Source organism: Paraburkholderia sp. ZP32-5 (genome assembly GCF_021390495.1).
GTDB lineage: Bacteria > Pseudomonadota > Gammaproteobacteria > Burkholderiales > Burkholderiaceae > Paraburkholderia.
In genome coordinates, this window is record NZ_JAJEJP010000002.1 from 2,047,274 (window position 1) to 2,069,038 (window position 21,765).

At 62.8% G+C, this 21,765-nt stretch carries 20 protein-coding genes; 7 read left to right on the plus strand and 13 right to left on the minus strand.

Annotated elements, in window-relative coordinates; translation table 11 throughout:
• Positions 1-87: 87 nt before the first annotated feature.
• The 4 genes from L0U82_RS27840 to L0U82_RS27855 form a co-directional block, all read right to left on the minus strand.
• Positions 88-849, minus strand: a complete 762-nt coding sequence (locus L0U82_RS27840; protein ID WP_233836174.1) for an ABC transporter permease — start codon at positions 847-849, stop codon at positions 88-90.
• Entirely contained in the window at positions 846-1,772 is a 927-nt protein-coding gene (locus L0U82_RS27845; RefSeq protein WP_233836175.1) for an ABC transporter ATP-binding protein, read from the minus strand. The genes L0U82_RS27840 and L0U82_RS27845 overlap by 4 nt, the downstream gene beginning before the upstream one ends.
• Positions 1,773-1,997: 225 nt before the next feature.
• Entirely contained in the window at positions 1,998-3,662 is a 1,665-nt protein-coding gene (locus tag L0U82_RS27850; RefSeq protein WP_233837528.1) for a tannase/feruloyl esterase family alpha/beta hydrolase, read from the minus strand.
• Positions 3,663-3,706: 44 nt separating this feature from the next.
• Entirely contained in the window at positions 3,707-4,813 is a 1,107-nt protein-coding gene (locus L0U82_RS27855) for an OpgC domain-containing protein (protein ID WP_233836176.1), read from the minus strand.
• Between the two features lie 635 nt (positions 4,814-5,448).
• Here L0U82_RS27855 and L0U82_RS27860 point away from each other — a divergent pair.
• The 4 genes from L0U82_RS27860 to L0U82_RS27875 all read left to right on the plus strand — a co-directional run bounded on the left by L0U82_RS27860 (position 5,449) and on the right by L0U82_RS27875 (position 8,388).
• Complete coding sequence (locus L0U82_RS27860) at positions 5,449-6,663, plus strand: DUF6402 family protein (protein ID WP_233836177.1); 1,215 nt, start codon at positions 5,449-5,451, stop codon at positions 6,661-6,663.
• Positions 6,660-7,037: a hypothetical protein gene (locus L0U82_RS27865; protein WP_233836178.1), complete on the plus strand. Its 378-nt coding sequence runs from the start codon at positions 6,660-6,662 to the stop codon at positions 7,035-7,037. The genes L0U82_RS27860 and L0U82_RS27865 overlap by 4 nt, the downstream gene beginning before the upstream one ends.
• A gap of 181 nt (positions 7,038-7,218) precedes the next feature.
• Positions 7,219-8,040, plus strand: coding sequence for a sulfite exporter TauE/SafE family protein (locus L0U82_RS27870; RefSeq protein WP_233836179.1), 822 nt, complete (start codon positions 7,219-7,221; stop codon positions 8,038-8,040).
• Positions 8,041-8,127: 87 nt separating this feature from the next.
• On the plus strand, positions 8,128-8,388 hold the full coding sequence (locus L0U82_RS27875) for a hypothetical protein (protein ID WP_233836180.1): 261 nt from the start codon (positions 8,128-8,130) through the stop codon (positions 8,386-8,388).
• A 149-nt stretch (positions 8,389-8,537) separates the two neighbouring features.
• Here L0U82_RS27875 and L0U82_RS27880 read toward each other — a convergent pair whose 3' ends face one another.
• The 3 genes from L0U82_RS27880 to L0U82_RS27890 form a co-directional block, all read right to left on the minus strand.
• Positions 8,538-10,439 carry an AAA family ATPase gene (locus L0U82_RS27880; protein ID WP_233836181.1) on the minus strand — a complete coding sequence of 634 codons (1,902 nt, stop codon included), beginning with the start codon at positions 10,437-10,439 and terminating at the stop codon, positions 8,538-8,540.
• A 461-nt stretch (positions 10,440-10,900) separates the two neighbouring features.
• Positions 10,901-11,176, minus strand: coding sequence for a hypothetical protein (locus tag L0U82_RS27885; protein ID WP_233836182.1), 276 nt, complete (start codon positions 11,174-11,176; stop codon positions 10,901-10,903).
• 215 nt (positions 11,177-11,391) lie between these two features.
• Positions 11,392-12,225 carry a sugar phosphate isomerase/epimerase family protein gene (locus L0U82_RS27890; protein ID WP_233836183.1) on the minus strand — a complete coding sequence of 278 codons (834 nt, stop codon included), beginning with the start codon at positions 12,223-12,225 and terminating at the stop codon, positions 11,392-11,394.
• Between the two features lie 292 nt (positions 12,226-12,517).
• Here L0U82_RS27890 and L0U82_RS27895 point away from each other — a divergent pair, with 292 nt between their 5' ends.
• A complete protein-coding gene (locus tag L0U82_RS27895) occupies positions 12,518-13,141 on the plus strand; it encodes an ABC transporter ATP-binding protein (RefSeq protein ID WP_233836185.1) in 624 nt (207 codons plus the stop codon).
• 141 nt (positions 13,142-13,282) lie between these two features.
• On the opposite strand, the gene L0U82_RS27900 is transcribed toward L0U82_RS27895, so the two are convergent.
• Both L0U82_RS27900 and L0U82_RS27905 read right to left on the minus strand, forming a co-directional pair.
• Positions 13,283-14,290, minus strand: a complete 1,008-nt coding sequence (locus tag L0U82_RS27900) for a zinc-dependent alcohol dehydrogenase family protein (protein ID WP_233836186.1) — start codon at positions 14,288-14,290, stop codon at positions 13,283-13,285.
• A 61-nt stretch (positions 14,291-14,351) separates the two neighbouring features.
• Entirely contained in the window at positions 14,352-14,666 is a 315-nt protein-coding gene (locus L0U82_RS27905) for an antibiotic biosynthesis monooxygenase family protein (protein WP_233836187.1), read from the minus strand.
• Between the two features lie 237 nt (positions 14,667-14,903).
• On the opposite strand from L0U82_RS27905, the gene L0U82_RS27910 reads away from it, so the two are divergent.
• Both L0U82_RS27910 and copM read left to right on the plus strand, forming a co-directional pair.
• Positions 14,904-15,101, plus strand: coding sequence for a heavy-metal-associated domain-containing protein (locus L0U82_RS27910; RefSeq protein WP_233836188.1), 198 nt, complete (start codon positions 14,904-14,906; stop codon positions 15,099-15,101).
• Positions 15,102-15,164: 63 nt separating this feature from the next.
• Positions 15,165-15,560 carry a CopM family metallochaperone gene (gene copM, locus L0U82_RS27915; protein WP_233836189.1) on the plus strand — a complete coding sequence of 132 codons (396 nt, stop codon included), beginning with the start codon at positions 15,165-15,167 and terminating at the stop codon, positions 15,558-15,560.
• 104 nt (positions 15,561-15,664) lie between these two features.
• On the opposite strand, the gene L0U82_RS27920 is transcribed toward copM, so the two are convergent.
• The 4 genes from L0U82_RS27920 to acnD all read right to left on the minus strand — a co-directional run bounded on the left by L0U82_RS27920 (position 15,665) and on the right by acnD (position 21,675).
• Positions 15,665-16,900 (minus strand): MFS transporter, encoded by a 1,236-nt coding sequence (locus L0U82_RS27920; RefSeq protein ID WP_233836190.1) that lies wholly within the window; start codon positions 16,898-16,900, stop codon positions 15,665-15,667.
• A gap of 234 nt (positions 16,901-17,134) precedes the next feature.
• A complete protein-coding gene (locus tag L0U82_RS27925) occupies positions 17,135-17,764 on the minus strand; it encodes a class I SAM-dependent methyltransferase (RefSeq protein ID WP_233836192.1) in 630 nt (209 codons plus the stop codon).
• 10 nt (positions 17,765-17,774) lie between these two features.
• Positions 17,775-18,959 carry a 2-methylaconitate cis-trans isomerase PrpF gene (gene prpF, locus L0U82_RS27930; protein WP_233836193.1) on the minus strand — a complete coding sequence of 395 codons (1,185 nt, stop codon included), beginning with the start codon at positions 18,957-18,959 and terminating at the stop codon, positions 17,775-17,777.
• Between the two features lie 118 nt (positions 18,960-19,077).
• A complete protein-coding gene (acnD, locus tag L0U82_RS27935) occupies positions 19,078-21,675 on the minus strand; it encodes a Fe/S-dependent 2-methylisocitrate dehydratase AcnD (RefSeq protein ID WP_233836194.1) in 2,598 nt (865 codons plus the stop codon).
• Between the last annotated feature and the right edge of the window lie 90 nt (positions 21,676-21,765).

The following is a 21,765-nucleotide window of genomic DNA, read 5'->3' on the forward strand; positions in this document are numbered from 1 at the left end:
GCTCGGCTTGAATGTGGGTTGAGCGTGTGTGAGAAAAGGGCGTGACGGTGTAGGCCGTCACGCCCTTTTCTGTTTGCCTTCGAACCGTCAGCTCTTCAGCCGATACCCGGTCCGGAAGATCCAGCCGACGATCACCAGAAACACCAGCAGAAACAGCAGCGTCATGCCGAGGCTGAGCCCCACCGCCACGTCGCCGAGTTCGAAGAAGCTCCAGCGAAAACCGCTGACCAGGTAGACGATCGGATTGAACAGCGTGACGCCGCGCCAGAACGGCGGCAGCATGTTGACCGAATAGAAGCTGCCGCCGAGAAAGGTCAGCGGCGTGACGATCAATAGCGGCACCAGTTGCAGCTTCTCGAAGCTATCCGCCCAGATCCCGATGATGAAGCCGAGAAGACTGAACGTGACCGCCGTCAGCACGAGAAACAGCACCATCCAGAACGGATGCATGATCTGCAACGGTACGAACAGCCCCGCAGTCGCGAGGATGATCAGCCCGAGCAGGATCGACTTGGTGGCCGCCGCGCCGACATAGCTGACGACGATCTCCAGATACGACACCGGCGCCGACAGCAGCTCGTAGATCGTGCCGGTAAAGCGCGGAAAGTAGATGCCGAACGACGCGTTCGCAATACTTTGCGATAGCAACGACAGCATGATGAGCCCCGGCACGATGAACGCGCCGTAGCTGATGCCGTCCACCTCCTTGATGCGCGAGCCGATCGCCGAGCCGAACACGACGAAATACAGCGACGTGGAAATCACCGGCGCGATGATGCTTTGCATCAGCGTGCGCCACGTGCGCGCCATTTCGAACTTGTAGATCGCGCGCATTGCGTAGATGTTCATTGATCCCCCCGGAGCAGGCTGACGAAAATATCCTCGAGCGAACTCTGCGTCGTGTGCAGGTCCTTGAAGCGGATGCCGGCGGCATCGAGCGCTTCGAGCAGCGCGATGATGTCGGTGCGGCCGCCCTCGCCTTCATACGTGTAGATCAGTTCGTTGCCGCCCTTCGACAGCGCGAGCGAGTAACCGGCGAGCGACGCCGGCAACGCGTCGAGCGGGTTCTCCAGTTGCAACGTCAACTGTTTCTTGCCGAGCTTGCGCATCAGCTCGGTCTTCTCTTCGATCAGCATGATCTCGCCGGCATTGATCACGCCGATGCGATCGGCCATCTCCTCGGCTTCGTCGATGTAGTGCGTGGTGAGAATCACCGTCACGCCGCTGCCGGTCAGCGAGCGCACCAGCTTCCACATATCGCGCCGCAGCTCGACGTCGACACCGGCGGTCGGCTCGTCGAGAAACAGCACGCGCGGTTCGTGCGACAGCGCCTTCGCGATCAGCACGCGCCGCTTCATGCCGCCTGACAACGTCATGATCTTGTTGTTGCGTTTCTCCCAGAGCGACAGGTCGCGCAATACCTTCTCGATATAGGCCGGGTTCTTCGGCTTGCCGAACAGGCCACGGCTGAACGACACGGTGGCCCAGACGGTTTCGAACGCATCGGTGGTCAGCTCCTGCGGCACGAGACCGATCAGCGAGCGCGCCGCGCGATAGTCGGTCGCGATGTCGTGGCCGTCCACCGTCACGCTGCCTTCGCTTGCGTTGACGATGCCGCAGATGATGCTGATGAGCGTGGTCTTGCCGGCGCCGTTCGGGCCGAGCAATGCGAAAATTTCGCCGGGATTGATCGCCAGATTGATGTTCTTCAGTGCATGAAAACCACTGGCATAGATTTTCGACAGATTCGTGACCGAGACGATTGGCTGCATGGACTCGACGATGGCAGACACCGCTGTTGAATGAAAGGAAAAGGCGCGCCCGCGCGCGCCGCATCCGCAATGTAATGGAAAGTGCGAAAGCGTGCAGCCGGAAGAAACGGCGGGGCCCGCCATTGTGCCGCGTTGAGTTGTGATTTTCGTTGTTACTTTCCGGAACGGCGCGCAAGCGGCGGTCCTGCCCGAAGCGCCACTGCCCGCGCGGTCATCGCGTGCATGTCACGGTTGCGCGCACACGAAACTGCTCGCCAGATTCAGATTGCCCTTGCCGACATAACGTGGGAAGCCCGGATAGCGGCACAGCGGCCGGGAGCGTCCGTTGGTTTCTCGCGCGATATCGGTGGCGATCAGCGTCTCCGGTGCAACACCGCGCGTCACCCAGTTATCGAGCGCGCCAAGCAAATCGACCGACGGAATGAACACGCCGCTCCCGTGCTGAAACCCCGGCACCATATAAAGACGCATGAAGCTATCGACGGTCTGCGCGCCGAAGCGCTCGACCAGTGCGTCGTGATACGCGATCGTCTGGTTCGGGCTGATCACTTCGTCGGCGAGACCCTGCACGGTAATCACTTTGCCGCCGCGCGCGATATAACGCGACAGGTCGGGATTCATCGCGCCGATCGTGTGCGACAGCGCGATCAGCTGCGCGCGATATTTGCCGGGCCGTTGTGGATCGAACGACATCGAATCAAAGTTCGCATCACGCGCGACGAAATAGCGGACATAGCCGTCGCCTTGCGTGAACAGATAACCGTTCGCATAGAAGGTCGGCGCCGGCAGACGTTGCGGCTGATGCGCGAGACCCAGCATGCCGGTCAGATGCGTGCCCTGAAACACGTTGTAGCCGTGGTAGCCGCCTATGTCCGATGCGAGCCGGTATGGCAACGACAGACCGTCGCGCATCAGCAGCAGCGTCGCGAGTTGCGTGTCGGTCAGGCACTCGTTGTGTGGCGAAAGCCGCGCCGAACAGCGCAACGACGCGATGATTTCCGCCTCGTGCGCGCGGCACGCGGCCACGTCGCTGACGATGCCGTCCGCCGCGCCGTCGAGCCGGTCGCATAGCGCAAGCGTGCGCTGATAGATGCGCTCAAGCAGCACCGGCGGCACGAAGCCGCCAGGCTTGCCATATTCGGCTTGACCGATCGCCACGCCGATCAGCCGCACGCCGGAGAAATTGAGCGCCGGCGAATTGGCAATCACGCCGTCGTAATCGCCGGGAAAGCGCTGCATCACCGTGTAGCCTTCCCGCCCACCGGTCGAGCCGCCGGCAAAGTACATGCGCTGCGGCGGCCGGCCGTACGCGCGCGCGATCAACGCGAGCGCCACGTCATGGGTTTTCTTCAGATGCGCGTAGCCGAAGTTCGTGACGGCTTCGTCGACGAGACCGAACACCGCGAGCGACGAATCGCCGACATGTCCGGAATCGTCGCCGAAAGTCACGTAGCCTTGCGCGAGCGGCGCGCGGTCCGGTGAAAACGGCATCACGCCGAGACCGCTGACGACGACGCCGTTGTAACCGCCACCGCCGATCTGCAACGCGCGGCCATTCCAGCGGCGCGGCAGATTCAGATCGAAGCGGATATCGGGCGTGCCCGGTTCGAGCGCCTTGATGCGGCCCGTGATGCGGCAATACTCGCCGCCCTGCTGATTGCCGGGCGCGGTCGCGCCGACCATCACCGCGCTTTCGATCTGCGCGCCGGCCGTCGGCAGCGCGATCAGTTCGGGCTCCAGCACCGCGCCTGCAAACTGCGTGCAGTGCATGTCGAGCGGCGCTTCCTTCGCTACCGCGGCCGTGCGATGCATCGCAAGCCACGCGAGCGCCGCGACGCTGACGATCGTCGCAACACCGACGAACCCGCGCATCAGACGCATCACCTGCATCATGCGCGAAATATCAGCATGGCAAACGCGGCGCGCACGCCGCGTCATCCGTAACCCGCGCCGTTGGCTTGCGCGCTGTGATGCTGACCTTTCCAGCCGCTCCAGCCGCGCGCGATCATCAGCAGCGCGCCGATCGCGGCGAGATCGCCGCCGAGTCCGACCAGTACGCCGCGAAAACCGTGGAACGTATGGGGCGTCGCGGTATCGACGATCAACGACACCAGCGTGCCGGTGACGAAGCACACGAGCCCGGTACGCCCGACCGTCACGATCGCCGGCAGCCGCCGCGCGAGCCACGCGATGCTGCCCATCCGCACGAACTGGCCGGCAAGCCACGCGATGACGATAAAGTTGATCACTCGTTCCACGGCAAGATTCTGTTTGTGCGCGCCCGGCAAAGGGTCGGTCAGCACGAAAAGTTTGACGATCGCGAATGCGAACACCGCGATCACGGCGGCGCGCGTGAACCACTGCGCGGTCTGGCTGGCATGAAAGCGTTCGCTGATCGGCTGCACGCGGCACACGACGCCGAACACAAACATCAATTGCCATGCAAACGGATTAAAAGCCCAGTCGGCGACATCGTCAATGCTGAATAACGCGGCAAGCGGCACCGCGGCCGCCCAGATCGCGACGCTGACGCCAACCGCGAGCGCTGCCGAGCGGCGTGCGAGCGGCACCGCAATCGGCACGAATAGCGCGAAGATCACATACATCGGCAACACGCTCGACAGATAAGGTTGCCGGCGCAACAGCGCGATATCGAACGCCTCGCGCCACGGTTGCAGCGCGAACGGCGGCCAGCCCGTCAGTTCGACCATCGGATGATTCAGATTCAGCATCGCAAGCGTCGCGCCCGACACCAGCGTCAGCACGGCCGTCAGCAGGTACGCGCGATAGATTTCCCAGCAACGTTTGATAAAGCGCATCGTCGCCGCGCTCTCGCCGCGATGCGCGAGCACCGCCGTATAGGCCGCCGCCGATGCATAGCCGCCGAGAAAGACGAACACTTCGGCGGAATCGCACAACGCGTACGCGTGAAGCATCAGATGCGACAGCGTACTGCCGGGAATGTGATCGAGCACGATGACGATCAGCACGACACCACGGAAGAAATCGACTTCGACCGAGCGTCCACGACGGGTTTCCATTCGGCTTCTCGATGAATGCGTGCGGGTCGCACGCCGTGACAGGAAGGGCCACGCGGAAGCGGCCCTATGCGCTGCGAACGTCGGAAGAATAAATCGTTCCCGGCCGGGTCGTATGCGCGCTCTTGCGGCGCTGACAAGTGGCCTTTAATGCTTGCATGCACAACGGCGATCTGAAATACAGATGTCGGCAAGTGGTAATGCTGAATTCTCGCGCGCTGAATATGTGGCCATTACGCGGCAAGTTTTGCGGCTTTTCGCGTGTCGCAATCGGGGGGTGCGGTAAAGAGCGGAGCCGGCGATGCGAAAATGATTCGCCAGTCGCGCGATGCGTTTTTTTTCGTTTTTTTCACCGTACGATGTTTGTATGCCTTTTCGCCGCTTTCCGTCGCAGTTCGCTGCATCATCGCCGGCGTGTTCCGGTCCAGCCTTTATCGCCGCAGGCGCTAGCGCCGCTCCCGCCACCCGTGTGCCCGAACGACGGAAGACCGCCTGATGAACAGACGGATTGCCGGCTTAGCCCATGACCGGTCGGCCGCCCTTTACATCGTTAGGAATTTGCTGAATTTAAGACGGTTCTAACCGATCTTTCGATATCCTCGTCTATGCTGCGATCTCTTCGGACTCACGCAGATGATATGAATCACAACAACAGGATTCCCTATTTCAAGGTCAATAAAACTCTCCGCATGTGGTCACTTCGTGATGAAGACGAGGGTTGCGTAGTGGTCCGCGAAACCGCGCTTTCGATGGAAAAACCACCGCCACCATTGCAGGAAAAGCCACAGGCGACGGAGATCATCTCGAAACAGACATCAGCAACCCCAAAGCCGAAATCGGGCACCGGAAGCGGCCTGCTGGATATATTGCTGTTATATGCGCGCTTCCACGAATGGCTTAATGCGCCTGAATCTCCAAAGGCACCGAAGCCCGCGGCCATTGAGAAGCCGGAAAAGGTCAAAACGATTCCGCCATTCGATATTCAGGAAATTCCGGCAGCGATGCGGAAATTGAAGATGCCTATGTCCGCGAAATTGATGGAGAGGTGGTTTGCGGGAAAATTCAACTATTCCCCCCGCGACGCCGACGAGCGCGCAGAAGTCAACCAGGATGGCATGCGCTATCCGTCCGACATGTATGACACAAACACGATTACGTTGGATTGGGTGTTACGATTTTCGCGAGCCAGGAAACAATTTGACCGTCTGACAAAGGATGCGATTCGAACCCCAGCCGCCCGAAGAATATTGGCCGAAAAGCTAAAGATCTATGCGAACAAAGTGGTGGATTTTTCAACGGCCGAGATCTGTGGCAACGATATCGCCTCCCTCCACGAGCAATTTCATTTTCAGCATGTACCGGTTGATGGCGAATTTTCTCAAAAATTAAAACTTATGCTGACAACGAGTTGGGAGCATTCGGGCGCACCTGATGATCTGACAGGCGCGCTCGGTTCGTTTAATTTATACGCCGCCATCGGCTCCGCTCTTTTCTCCTACGATCCAATGTCACGGAGATCGACAGTCGAGATCACTGGAATATGGGTTTACGTGAAAGACAATTACACTTTCACGGACAGGCAGGGCGAGCGTTCACAGTATCTTGGACACTGGAGCCGCAACGGAGTTATCACTATTCCGCTTGACTTCGTTGCGGCTACTTCCCGCTATATCCCCTACACGGAGTCACCAGTCACCGTTGGCGATCCGGCCATCAGAGGCAATGTTTACTATCCCATCCACAACAGCGACTTCCGGCAGTGGGCAATCAGACATCAACGGGGCGGAGACTTCATCATTTACTCCGATCGGCGCTTTGTTCGCGTTGTTCCAGGTATCAAGCTACATCTATGAAATTCAAGCTCAAACACACCGCTCCAATCGCGATAACGATCGGCATATTCTATTTTCTCGCGTTTAACCACACGCCACCCGGTACCGAATGCCAGAGTTCAAAATCCCCTGACGGCCTGTATATCGCACAACGTTGCTTGCTGAACTGGGTGCCAGGCGGAAACTCGAAATACGTTGGACGTTTATTCAACGCAAACAGCGGACAACTCGTCGCTCAGCACACGTTCGCCACGCCTGTCCCGACCATTTTGTGGAGCAGCTACGAAGGCGAGACCGTACTGTTCGCCGTAGGAGATGGCGACGACGACGCGACCTATATACCCATACCGCCCTCCACGTGGGACAGACTTCTGGCAGCGCGCCCTCGCCTTTAACCTTCTCCCCCTTCGCGCCCTCTCCACTGCCTCCGCCGCCCAGGCGCGGTATCATGCGGCCTCACCTAACCGGCCGCTTCCAACTCCGCGCGATCCGCGGACCCGGACTCAGCCACACGATAAAAACAGACCACGCGCGGCCTCCGCTTCGAGCCGCGCACCTCATTCGCGGATTTCCACGATGTTTCATTTCACTTTCGCGAGCGGCGTGCTGGGCTCCAGCCTGCAAGCGCTCGATCTCTACGCGCTCATCGGCATTGTCGTCGCGCTGCTGCTCGGCGGGATGGTCAAGGGTGTGGTCAGCATCGGCGTGCCGCTCGTCGCGATGCCGATTCTGAGCCACTTTCTGCCGATCAAGGCGGCCGTGCTATTGCTGTCGATGCCGATCATCCTCGGCAACATTCCGCAGGCGCTCGAAGGCGGCGAGTTGCTGCCGACGATGAAGCGCATCGCCGCGCCGCTGATCGGCACGGTAGCCGGCAATATCGTCGGTGTGATGGTGTTGATCTCGCTTGCGCCGCATCGCGCGCTGGCCGCCGCCGGGATCTTGTTGATGGTCGCCGCGCTACTGCTGCTCGCCGCGCCGCGGCTTACGCTGTCGCCGGCATGGGCAAAGCCCGCCGGTCTCGCGCTCGGATTTGGCGCCGCGCTGATGGAAAGCATTGCGTCGGTGCCCGGCCCGCTACTCGCGATGTATCTGATCGCGACGGGCGCGACCGGCAAGGCGTTCACGAAGCAGATCGCGATCATTCTGGTCGTGTCGATCATCACGCTGGTCGCCGCGTTCAGCGGCGGCGCGCATGCAAGCTGGACCGATCTGGCGATTTCAGCGGCCGCGAGCGTGCCCGTCATCGTCGGCATCCTGCTCGCGCGGCCGCTGCGCGACCGTCTGCCGCCCGCGGCGTTTCGCGCGCTGGTGCTGCTATTCGTGCTGGGCGCCGCCGCGCAGATGATCTGGAAATCGGGCGTCTTGCAAACGCTGTTCGCCGCACATTCGTCCTGATCGGGAATCGCGCCGCAAACGCCCACCAGATAAGCGTGGCACACGCATTGCTCCTTTCTGATTCATCTTCATCAACTGGAGAGCATTGTGTCGAACACGGCCAATTCCCCGAACGAGCATGATCGCGAGGCCGATGAAGACCCCGGCAGCCCGCCCACCGAGGTCTCGAAGCCCATTGGCGATGCAATTCCCACTCCTGTCGAACCAGGCCTCGATCAGCCTTTGCCGAAAAAAGGCGAAGACATTCCGCCAGACACGAAACAACCCGGTCAGACGAGCAATGATCCGTTAGGCGACGCGGATGCGCGGCCGGGCGTGCCCAAACCCGGGCCATCGGATTTTGCGTAAAGATTCAGTGCTGAGGGATTGCGCGGTGCCGCGAAGAATTGAATCGACGCACCGCGCGATGTAGTGATGCGATGAGCGCGCCGCCGCCCCCGCAGCGCGTGAGTGTGAGTTAATGCCGCGCAAAAGGCCCGAAGGCAGGCAATCAGGCGTCAGGCCGCAGCAGGTTCGTGAACGATCTTCAGCGTGCTCTTATGCTCGCCAATCAGCCGATAAACCGTCTCGCCCGCAACGGTTTCGTGCTCCAGCAATTGATCCGCGATCGCGCGCAACACTGGCTCGTACTCGTGCAGCAGCCCATAGCAAAGTTCGTTGAGTTCCTTCAGCAGCACGTTCGCGTGCTCGATCGCGCTCTTCATTTGCAGACCCGCATACTGTGACGGCAATGCAGCGAGGCTGAACAGACTGCCATCGCGATTGAAGCCGAACTTCGACACCATGTCGAGACTGATGCGCGACGCTTCCTGCAAATCCGACGCCGCGCCCGAAGATGCCTCCGAGAACACGAGGATTTCCGCGTTGCGCCCACCGAGCAGCACCTGGATTTCGTTGCGGATCTCCGTCTCGCGATACAGATGCTTGTCCTGCGCCTTCGTGATCAGCGCGACACCCAACGCGCCGCCGCGCGGCAGAATCGTCACTTCCTCCAGCACGCCGGTGTTGAGCAGCGCGGCCACCAGGCCGTGTCCTGCTTCATGCACCGCGATGCGCTTGCGCTCGTCCTCGGTCAGCGCGCGCTCCGCGCCGCTGACGTCGCCGATGCGCGCAACCTTGATCGCTTCCATGAAGTGCTTCGCGGCGATTTCGGTATCGCCCGCCTTGCGCGCGATGAGCCCCGCCTGATTGACGACCATCGCGACCGTGGCCGGCGACAGTCCGGTCGTCAAACGCGCGAGTTGGTCGTAGTCGATATCGGCGGCTTTCGACTTCAGCTTCTGCGCGTAGAAGCGGAAAATCTTCGCGCGGTCTTCGCGATCGGGCAGACGCACCTGCACCGTCCGATCGAAACGGCCAGGGCGGCGCAACGCTTCGTCGAGGTTGTCCGGGTGATTGGTTGCGGCCACGACGATCACGCCTTCGTTCGATTCGAAGCCGTCCATCTCCGCGAGCAGTTGATTGATGATGCGATTGCTTTCGGCTTCGACCGGGCCGCCGCCGGTATCGGTACGTTTCGCGAGGCCGTCGGCTTCGTCGATGAAAATGACCGTCGGTGCATTCTTGCGCGCAAGCTCGAACAGATGCCGGACCTTCTGGATGCCGACGCCGTAGTACTTCGCGCTGAAATAGCTGCCGGTGATCGAAATGAAGTTCGCGCCGCATTCACCGGCCAGCGCCTGCGCGAGCCGCGTCTTGCCGACACCCGGCGCGCCGACCATCAGAATGCCGCAGGGCGCGCGCACGCCGATCGCCGAAAACTGCTTCGGATCGGACAGATAGCCGCGAATGTCGGCGAGCGCGGCCTTCGCTTCGTTCGCGCCGATCACGTCGTCGAAACGCAGCGTCGGCGTTTCGCTGAGCAGCGTCGCGCCGCCCTTCATCTCGCGCCGCATGAACCACGCCATGCCGCCGATCAGCACGAGCGGCAGCAACAGGCTCAAGCCGTCGCGCAACTCGTCGAATAGCCGGGTCCAGCGCGCGCCGCCGGTGTGGATATCGACGTCGGGCAGCCACACGAGCTGATAGCCGGCCGCCTCGCCGGCGCGCGGTTCGCCGAGCAGCAATGCGTGCGAGAACGTCGCGTCGTGATCGGTGACGAAGTACTTCGAGCCATCACGCAGCGACACGAGAATCGCACTGGGACTCACACCGATCGCCGCGACGTTCGCGTCGCGTACGTCGCGCAGCATCGTGGAGGCGTCTTTCTCCTGATGCGTCCACGCGGACGCGTCGTGCCGCATCTGGCTCGCGACGCCGGTCAGCGCGGGCGCATGCGGCCCACGCTGCTGGAAATACCAGACGCCCCACGCGAGCACCGCCGCAACCAGCACCGCAACGGCCGTCACCGCGATTTTGCGAGCGCGTCGTTTCCCAAGCAGATTATTTCCCGGCTTCATGAGTCATTTCCAAAATCGGGTTTGAACAAACCCTTATTACAAGGACTGCGTGTCGACATTGCGTGTCGAAATCAGAAAGTGGAGTGCGCGGATAACCGCTAAGGCGAAAAATGCCGGACGCGCGTCGCGCAAAAGACACCCGGAAAGATAACGAGGCATACGTCCCTTTTTGCCCGTGATTACCGAGATCAGTATGCCGGCTGGACGCACGTTCGAATTCGCGGAAAAGGCCTGATTTTGCTGCCATTCCGGCCATCGGGATGCCCGGAACGACGCATCGGAGACGCCGGAAAGGAGTGCGCGCCGCATGACTCCGGCGCACAGTTTATCAGCGCAAAACGGCTTGTGTATTTTAATGGTTATATTTAACCGCACCCCATTTAAAATCAGTCAGAATTACTGCGACAGTCTGATTTAAATGCGGTGCAATTGTGTGAGAAATAGACGCTGCTCCGAATTGGCTATTCGCGAGAGGGGGAATCGCAGGCCGCCTCAACGCCCAGCCTGTGGCGCAGCCTCGCAATACGATCTCGCTGACTCGCAATCAGCTCGTGAGTCTGTTCGAGCGCGCGAATGCGCTGTTCCCAATAGCGCTGGTCGAATTCATCGGAATGTGTTGTGCGCCCGCGCGTCAGGTAGCGCACCACGTTCTCGAGATGCCGCAACTGGCTATCCACCAGAGCGGCCGGATGCCGTGCGCCGCCCGGCGCTGCCGGGTGCCTGCGTGTCGGATTCATCGTCGATACCCCGTGTGGTGCTTTTGGCCGAATCTGTACGTCGCATCGATCGTCGTGATCCCGAAGCGATCGGCAACTATTCGTGTGAAGATAGCCCATGTTTCGCCGATGGCTTTACCGTGCGTCTCACAATCGGGCGGCGTCGCGACATAACGCAACGCACCGCATCGGCAAAACGCGCGGCCACCATCGCGGCACAGCGGCCAAACGACTCACTACATCGCCATATCGATGCGCCGCAGCACCCCAAGCGTCGCGTCGCGCAGCCTGCGCGCCCGTTCGAGCGCCGGCGCGGTTTGCGCCCACTGCTGCATCGGCACTTCGATACTGATCGGCAGATGATCCGGCAGCGCGCGCAGAATGCCGGCGAGATCGAAGCCGCCCTCGCCCGGAATCATCCGTTCACAGCGCGCCTGATAGAGCAGCGTGTCGAGGTCGGTCGGACGTTCGGCCGGCGCGTCGCAGAACTGCACGTAGCCGAAGTACTCGCGCGGCAGCGCGCGCAACGTGTCCGTCGACGTGCCCGCGCGATCGAAATGGATCGGATCGACGATCAGCCCGGCATTGCGCCGCGCCGCCGCCTTCACGATGCGCGCGCCCTGCATGACGTCCTTCACATCGGTCCATGGCATCGGTTCGAGCGACGCCGTGAGGCCCAGCGGTTCGGCGAGTTCGCACAACTGCGCGAGCCGCCCGGCGCTGCGCGCTTCGTCGGGATCGTTGCCGGCAACCAGCACGAAACGCGCACCGAATTCTGCGGCGGCGTCGAGCACCGGCTGCCACGCGCGCACATCGGTGTCGGGCTTCAGCCGCAGAATCTCGACATCGAGCACATCGATGCCGGTGTCGCGCAGACACGCAAGCGTTTCGCGCTTCAACGCGGTCGGACCGACGATGTCGTGCCGCACCTCGTGATCGGTGGCGGGCACGAGCCGCAAGCCGACGTGGTCGTAGCCGGCCTGCGCGGCGCACTCGACCATCCGCGGCGGGCTCAGCTCCAGTACGGTCAACGCCGACAGCGACAGCGCTCGGGAGTTGTGCTTGGTCATGTCGCGTCTCCACAGAGCTTTCCGGTCGATCGGTGATGCATTCGGTCCGCCATGCACCACGGCCCGCCGCCCAGTCACTACAACGCCGTGGCCCGCTTCGCACCTGGCGCAGGAGCGGCGGGATGGCGTTCGAACAGCATACGCTCGCGCCTGGCGATCAGCGACACCGCCCGATCGAAGCGCACTGCTACACTGGCGCGCATCGCCGTACTGAAAACGCCGCGCGCACTTCGGCGCGAGCCCGCCAACATAGCCACGCAGCGCGTTCTTCCCGCCTTTTCCACGCCCATTCATGCTTCGATTCGACAACCTCAGCAAGCGCTACGGCAACCGTGTTCTGTTCGAAGGACTGCATTTGGACACGCGATCCGGATGCATCGCGTTAAACGACGAGTCCGGCAGCGGCAAATCGACGTTGCTCGCCATCCTCGCCGGCGCGCTCGAAGCCGATACCGGCGACGTCTGGCTCGGCGGCCATTCGCTGCGCGCCGCGCCGCGGGCCGCGCAGGCGGCGCTCACGTATGTGCCGGAAGACAGCATGAACTGGCCGGATCAGACCGGCCGTGACTATCTGCAGCAGGTGGCATCGGCGAGACAAAGCGCGCTCACCGGAGATGTGCTTGCGCTCGCCGAGCGCTTCGGCCTCGCGCCGCACCTCGACAAACGCTTCGAACAGATGTCGTATGGCAGCCGCAAAAAGGTCTTCCTGACAGCCGCCGCGATCGGCGACACCCGCGTACTGATCGCCGACGAGCCGGCGGGCGGACTCGACGCGGCCGCGCGCGCGGTGCTCGCCGATCTGTTCAAGACGCTGGGCGCCACCCGCACGGTGTTTTTCACGAGCTACGACGAAGCATTCACGCAGGCCTGCGAAGCCACGCCGATCAGCTTCGCCGATCTGGCCGGGCGGGCCTGAACGCGCGGTCTATCTGAAATCCGAACTGGAACCAGAACCGCCGACGCAATGGCGGCAACGGCTCAAGCAGCCATCGCCTCGACCTCGGCTACTTGCACGCTCAACAGCGTTCAACGGCGCTCACCAGCGCCCAACACACATTCAGATCGCCACGCAAATCTTGCCGAAATGCGCGCCCGACGCTTCATGCCGGAAAGCATCGGCAAGCCGGCCCAGTGTGAACGTGCTGTCGATCACCGGCTTGATGCCAGTCGTTTCGAGCGCGCGCACCATGTCGATCTGCTCCTGACGGCTGCCGACGATCAGCCCTTGCAGACGCTGCTGCCGCGCCATCAGATGCGCGGTCGGCACCGGCCCTTCGCGGCCCGTCAGCACGCCGATCAGCGCGATATGGCCGCCGATCCGGCAAGCGATGATCGATTGCGGCAGCGTGCCGGCGCCGCCCACCTCGATCACATGATCGACGCCGCGTCCGCCCGTCAGCTGACGCACTTCTTTGCCCCACTCCGGATTCTCGCGATAGTTGATCGTATGGTCGGCGCCCAGTTCGCGCAGCTTCGCGAGTTTGTCGTTCGATGACGACGTCGCGATCACCGATGCGCCCATCGCCTTCGCCATCTGCAAGCCAAAGATCGACACGCCGCCGGTGCCCAGCACGAGCACCGTGCTGCCCGCCTTCAACTGACCGTCGACGACCAGCGCGCGCCACGCGGTCAACCCTGCCGTGGTCAGCGTCGCCGCTTCGGCATGGCTGTAGCCGGCCGGCGCACGCGTGAAATAGTGGCTCGGCAGCACCACGGTTTCGCGCGCATAACCGTCGACGCCGTCGCCAGGCGTGGTCGTGAAATCGGCAATGGCGGGCGGCCCGTTTTCCCAGAACGGAAAGAAGCACGACACCACGTGGTCGCCCGCCTTGAATTCGCGCACGCCTTCGCCGACTGCTTCGACGACGCCCGCGCCATCGGCCATCGGGATGCGGCCCGGCGCGGACGGCAGCCGGCCGGTTACGACGCCATAGTCGTGAAAGTTCAGCGAGCTTGCATGGATGCGCACGCGTATCTGGCCCGCGGCGGGCTGGCCGGGATCGGCGAGATCGACGACCTGCAGGCTATCGACGGTGGCGGGCGAACCGATTCTGACGGCTTTCATGTTCTATTTCCTTTGACAGTGGTGTGAACGCGCCGGCAAATGCGGCGCGGACCCGCGCGACCTACTTGACGGTCTGGATCACCTCGAATCCTTCGAATTCCGGGTGGCCGAGATAAAGCACGCGATTCTGATTGCCGGCGCTGCGATGCGCGGCGCGAAATGCATCCGACTTGGTCCATGTTTCGAACGATGCGTAGTCGCGCCAGATCGTATGACTCGAATAGAGCACGTGATCGTCCTTGCGCGGCCCCTTGAGCAAATGGAATTCGACGAAACCCGGCGCTTCCTTCAGATGAGTGTCGCGCGTCGTCCATAGATGCTCGAAGTCGGCCTCGGAGCCTGGTGCCACTTTGAAGCGGTTCATCGCGATGTACATGCTGTCAGCCTCTTTGCGTTGGTGATGCGGTACATGGGTGATCGGCGCAACGGTGCGCGGACTGCGGGCCGGCGTCGTGCGAGCTTCAATGCGGTTTTGATTATAGGGCGCGGCGGCAAGGTGGATTTTTCGCGGCAAAGCATGAACAATGTGCGCGCATCCGCTTGACCTTACCACCGCGGGAAGGTCCAGGATTGATGAATCGATGGTTCAATCAATTCTCACTGGAGGCAGCAAATGGAATTCGTCATTCCCGATATGGCCTGCGGCGGCTGCGCGAAAGCCGTTGCAAACGCACTGAACCGCGTCGACCCGGCGGCGAAGATAGACATCGACGTGCCCGTTAAAATCGCCAGAATCACGTCGGCGCTGCCCGAACAGCAGCTGATCGAAGCGATCGAGGCAGCGGGCTTTCATCCTTCCCGTGCAACCTGATTCACGCTTTTCATTGCAGCATCTGCGTTACCGAAGACCCTTCCCTATCAACGGATATCCAATATGAAGAACCTTCGCGCTATTCGCGCTCTCTGTCTGTTCGGCGGTCTTGCATTCGCGGTGGCGACCGCGCCGGCCCATGCACAGCATCAAGGTATGGCCGGCATGGATATGTCGGATTCCGCGCATGCCGGCGCGGGCGATTCGACGCAAGCCTTCAAGGCCGCCGACGAGCGGATGATGCACGACATGAGCGCCCCCGAATACACGGGCGACGCCGACCGGGATTTCGTCGCGCATATGATTCCGCACCATCAGGGCGCAATCGAAATGGCGCAGGCGGAACTGAAATACGGCAAGGATCCGGAGATGAAAAAGCTCGCGCGCAACATCATCAATGCGCAGCACGATGAAATCGCGTTGATGAAGCGTTGGCAGCAGAAGCACGGCGGTAAGTAAGCCGGCATGATGGGGCGGCGAAGCATCGGCTTCGCCGCAGCGCCGGATGCCGGTGCAATGCCGACACAATTCCAGCGCAACACCAGCCCGATAACCAGTTCCCGCTACCAGCGCGGCTGCTTGCGCAACAGCGGCGTCATCGCGATCAACCCGATGATCGGTCCCGGCAGCAACAACCACGCAACGCGCACGTCGAGCGTGTGATAGACGCTCGTCGACCACAGGATCGAGCACGCCGACAGAAAGAAGCCAAAGCTGTTCTGCAGCGTCAACGCACCGCCGATCTTGTCGGCCGGACAGGCCTTGACGGACAGCGCGGAGAATTGCGGCGAATCGGCGATCACGCTGATCCCCCATACGACGAGCAGTGCCAGTTGCGCGGCGGTGCCGAGCGACGGCGTCAGCGGATAAATCGCGCACAGCGTGCCCGAGATTGTCAAGGCCAGCGCGGCGGTCCGCGCGCTACCCACCGACTTGCTGAGCCGGCCGCCGCACAGGCACCCGAGCGCGCCGATCCCGATGATCAGAAACGACCACGACGCGACAGTACTCGCCGATGCGGGCGCGCCGCCACCGTTCGCGAACGCGCGTTGCACGAGCAGCGGCGTCAGCGTCCAGAACGCGTACAGCTCCCACATGTGGCCAAAATAGCCGAGCGCCGCCGCGCGAAATTCGCTGATCCGCACCACCTGCCCGACACCCGCCGACAAACCGAAGCGACGGTTGGCCGAGCGCCGCGCATGCGGTCCTTCGCCGAGCGAAAACACCAGCAGCGCACCGATCACCGCGAGCACCGACGAGGTCAGCACCACCGTCTGCCACGGCACCGTCGACAGCAACGCGCGGATCGCATGCACCGACGCCGTGCCGAGCGTCAGCATCGCGACGAGCAACGCGAGCGTCTGCGCGGCGCGCTTCGGGTCCCATGTGACGAGCAGTTTCATCCCGAGCGGATAGATGCCCGCGAGCGCGACGCCGACGCCGAAGCGAAACACCAGCGCCGACGCGAGCCCGCTGCTGCACAGCGCAAACAGCGCATTAAGCACGGCACCGAGCACGCCGCAGATCGCGAACACCTTGCTGGCCGATACGCGGTCCGCGAGGCCGGTCGTGGCCGACAGCAAGGTTCCGACGATAAAACCGGCCTGCACCGCATTGGTCAGCCAGCCGATTCCGGACGCGCTCAGTTGCCATGCAACCTGCAGATCGCGCATCGCGCCGTTCGCGCTGAACCACAACGAGGTGCCGAGCAATTGCGCCAACGCGATCACCAGCACCGCGCGCCTGGCTCGCGCGGCATCGCCGGCGCTCGTTGCCTCCGCCTCCACCCTGTCCTGCATCCCGCCTCCTCAGCTTCGATTCTTGTTCGGCCGCTGCGGCAGTGTTCGGTGCGGTGGCGGCCGGTTTCGAGCGGCCATTGTAGACGACAGGGTTCTTTGCGCACGGCAGATGCGGTGCGGGTGAACGAGGTATTTCCAGTGGGGAATTGAAGCGGCGGGAGTCAGGCGCTTACGTTGCGTAAGCGACGAGTAATGAGCGGCGAGCAACGAGCGGTGAGTCTGCCCGCGATCAGATCAGTAGGCCATGTCTGCGGGCCTTTCAAACACCAACCGCGTCCACGTCACACCGTTCGCGCGATTGGCCGGTTGCACCGACGACGTGTGCAATTCGCGCACGAGCCGTAATCCGTGCGCGGACGCGAGCCGGATCGTCTCGTCGGCCGTGACGTCGAACATGCGGCGGCCGTCGGGAACCGGCCCGTGCCGCAGCGACATGATAGACACGCCGCCGTCGCGCAGCAGCGCCGCGACGCACTGCATCGCGCGCTCGCGCTGCGGCGCGTCCAGATGCATCCACACGGCCGACAGCATCACCACGTCGAATCTGTCGCGCCGCGCAAGCAACACAGTGAGATCGGGCAGGCTGTCGTCGAGCCATTCGATGCGCGGCGACGGATGCAACTCGCGCGCCGCGCGGCGAAACGCATCGACCGGTTCGACCGCGAGCACCGTATGTCCGAGCGCGGCAAAGCCGGCCGCGTCCGTACCAATGCCCGCGCCGATATCGACGATTCGCGACGGCACGCGCGGTATCCACGCCAGAACAGGCGCATGCTGATCGGCAAACGAAATCGTCCGCCACTGTTCGATCAGCGCGTCCGCCCGTTCGGCGTAGCCCTCGGTGCCGCTGATATCGATCGACATCGGATGCGCGTCAGCCCTGCTGCGGCACGCGCACCCAGCCTTCCATCAGCACGCGCGCGCTGCGGCTCATCATCGCCTTGGTGACGACCCACTCGCCATCCTTCAGGCTCGCCTGCGCGCCGACCCGCAGCGTGCCCGACGGATGCCCGAAGCGCACCGACTCGCGCTCGCCGCCGCCGGCGGCCAGATTCACCAGCGTGCCCGAGATCGCCGCGGCCGTGCCGATCGCGACCGCCGCGGTGCCCATCATCGCGTGATGCAGCTTGCCCATCGACATCGCGCGCACCAGCAGATCGACGTCGCCCGCGCGCACCGCCTTGCCGCTCGACGCGACATAGTCGGCCGGCTTCGCGACGAAAGCGAGCTTCGGCGTGTGCTGACGCGACGCGATTTCGTCCAGATGCCTGATCAGGCCCATGCGCAGCGCGCCGTGCGCGCGAATCGTCTCGAGCCTCGCGAGCGCCTTGTCGTCGCTATTGATCGCGTCCTGCAACTCGGTGCCGGTGTAGCCGAGCGCATCCGCGTTGATGAAGATCGTCGGAATGCCGGCGTTGATCATCGTCGCCTTGAAGGTGCCGATGCCGGGCACTTCGAGATCGTCGACGATATGGCCGGTCGGGAACATTGCGCCACCCGCGCCTTCTTCCTCGGCGGCCGGGTCCATGAATTCGAGCGGCACTTCGGCGGCCGGAAACGTCACGCCGTCGAGTTCGAAGTCGCCGGTTTCCTGCACCGCGCCATCGGTCATCGGCACGTGCGCGATGATCGTCTTGCCGATATTGGCCTGCCAGATGCGCACGGTCGCCACGCCATCGCGCGGAATGCGGCTCGCGTCGACGAGCCCCGCGCCGATCGCGAACGGTCCGACCGCCGCGGACAGATTGCCGCAATTGCCGCTCCAGTCGACGAACGCCTTATCGATCGACACCTGGCCAAACAGATAGTCGACATCGTGATCGGGCCGGCTGCTGCGCGCGATGATCACCGTCTTGCTGGTGCTCGACGTCGCGCCGCCCATGCCGTCGATCTGCTTGCCGTACGGATCGGGGCTGCCGATCACGCGCATCAGCAGCGCGTCGCGCGCGGCGCCCGGAGTTTGCGCGGCCTCGGGCAAATCCTGCAGGCGGAAAAATACGCCCTTGCTGGTGCCGCCACGCATATAGGTGGCCGGAATCCTGATCTGGGGTAAGTGCATAAAAGTGTCCTGAGATGACGTCGTCATAAAGTTGGGCGATGCGGCGCGTGATTCACGTTGAGCAGCCGCATTGCCCTGTTCTGTTTTCAGATTCGCGACGAACGCACGGCTTCAACCATCATGCCGCCGCTTGCGTCGATTCGAGAAAGTCCTGCGCGAAACGCTGCAATACGCCGCCCGCTTCGTAAATCGAGACCTCTTCGGCCGTATCGAGCCGGCAGGTCACCGGCACGTCGACACGTTCACCGTTCTTGCGATGAATCACCAGCGTGAGATCCGCGCGCGGCTTGCGCTCGCCGATCACATCGAAGGTTTCGGTGCCGTCGATGCCAAGCGTCAGACGATTCACGCCGGGCTTGAATTCGAGCGGCAACACGCCCATGCCGACCAGGTTTGTACGGTGAATCCGCTCGAAGCCTTCGGCGACGATCGCCTCGGTGCCGGCGAGCCGCACGCCCTTCGCGGCCCAGTCGCGCGACGAGCCCTGGCCGTAGTCGGCGCCGGCGATCACGATCAGCGGCTGCTTGCGCTCCATGTAGGTTTCGATCGCTTCCCACATCCGCGTGACCTTGCCTTCGGGCTCGATACGCGCGAGCGAACCGGCCTTCACGTGGCCATCTTCGAGCACCATCTCGTTCTTCAGCGTCGGGTTCGCGAAGGTCGCGCGCTGCGCGGTCAGGTGATCGCCGCGATGCGTCGCATACGAATTGAAGTCCTCTTCGGGCAGGCCCATTTTCGTCAGATACTCGCCGGCCGCACTGTCGGGCAGGATCGCGTTCGATGGCGACAGGTGGTCGGTCGTGATGTTGTCGCCGAGCACGGCCAAAGGACGCATGCCCTGCAGCGTGCGCGCGCCGGCGAGCGCCCCTTCCCAATACGGCGGACGGCGAATATACGTACTCTGCCCGCGCCAGTCGTACAGCGGCTCCGCCCTTTCGCCGTTATCGGCGGCCAGCGCGAACATCGGTTCGTAAACCTGGCGGAACTGCTCCGGCTTCACGCTCGACGCGACGATCGCATCGATCTCCGCATCCGACGGCCACAGGTCCTTCAGCAGCACCGGACGACCTTCGGCATCGACGCCGAGCACGTCCTTCTCGATATCGAAGCGAATGGTGCCCGCAATTGCATACGCAACGACGAGCGGCGGCGACGCGAGAAACGCCTGCTTCGCGTACGGATGAATCCGCCCGTCGAAGTTACGGTTGCCCGACAGCACCGCGGTCGCATACAGATCGCGCTCGATCACTTCTTTCTGGATCACCGGATCCAGTGCACCGGACATGCCATTGCACGACGTGCACGCATACGCGACCACGCCAAAGCCGAGCTGTTCCAATTCGGGCAACAGCCCCGCCGCTTCCAGATACAGCGTGACCGCTTTCGAGCCCGGCGCGAGCGAGGTCTTCGCCCACGGCTTGCGCGTGAGTCCGCGGCGGTTCGCATTGCGCGCGAGCAGACCGGCCGCGATCATGTTGCGCGGATTGTTGGTATTCGTGCAGCTGGTGATCGCGGCGATGATGACCGCGCCGTCGGGCATCAGCCCCGGCTCGTTGTCGACCTTGCCGCTGATGCCGCGCGCGGCCAGCTCCGACACCGGCAGGCGGCGATGCGGATTCGACGGCCCGGCGAGCGTGCGCACCACGGTCGAGAGATCGAACTTCAGCACGCGCTCGTATTCCGCGTGCTTCAGCGTGTCGGCCCACAAGCCGGTTTGCTTCGCATAGGTCTCGACCAGCTTGACGAGTTCGTCGTCGCGGCCGGTCAGCTTCAGATAGCGGATCGTCTGTTCGTCGATATAGAACATCGCGGCGGTCGCGCCGAACTCGGGCGCCATATTGGCGATCGTTGCGCGGTCCCCCAAGGTCAGGTTCGCCGCGCCCTCGCCGTAAAACTCCAGATACGCACCGACCACCTTTTCCTTGCGCAGGAATTCGGTCAGCGACAGCACCACGTCGGTTGCCGTGATGCCCTCACCCGGCTTGCCGCTCAGCTCGACGCCGACGATATCGGGCAGCCGCATATACGATGCGCGGCCCAGCATCACGCTTTCCGCTTCGAGACCGCCGACGCCGACCGCGATCACGCCGAGTGCGTCGACCATCGGCGTATGCGAGTCGGTGCCGACCAGCGTGTCGGGAAACGCGACGCCGTCTTTCACCTGCACGACCGGGCTCATCCGTTCGAGGTTGATCTGATGCAGGATGCCGTTGCCTGGCGGAATCACATCGACATTGCGGAACGCGCGCTTGGTCCAGTTGATGAAGTCGAAGCGGTCTTCGTTGCGGCGATCTTCGATCGCGCGATTCTTCGCGAACGCATCCGGATCGAAACCGCCGCATTCGACCGCGAGCGAGTGATCGACCACCAGTTGCGTCGGCACCACCGGGTTGACGAGCGCCGGGTCGCCGCCTTGCGCGGCGATCGCATCGCGCAGGCCGGCGAGATCGACGAGCGCGGTCTGGCCGAGAATGTCGTGACAGACGACGCGCGCCGGAAACCACGGGAAATCCAGATCACGCTTGCGCCCGATGATCTGCTGCAGCGATGCGGTGAGCGTCGCCGGATCGCAGCGGCGCACCAGATTTTCGGCGAGCACGCGCGACGTGTACGGCAGTTTGTCGTAGGCGCCGGGTTCGATCGCGTCGACCGCGGCGCGCGTATCGAAGAAGTCGAGTTCGGTGCCGGGAAGGCGTTTGCGGTTGGCAGTATTCATGGCGTAGGGACAGGACGGTTATCGGCCGCCGGACAGTATGCCGGCGGCGGCCGGTCGCGCGCAGCGCACGTTTTCGAGCGATGCTTTGCT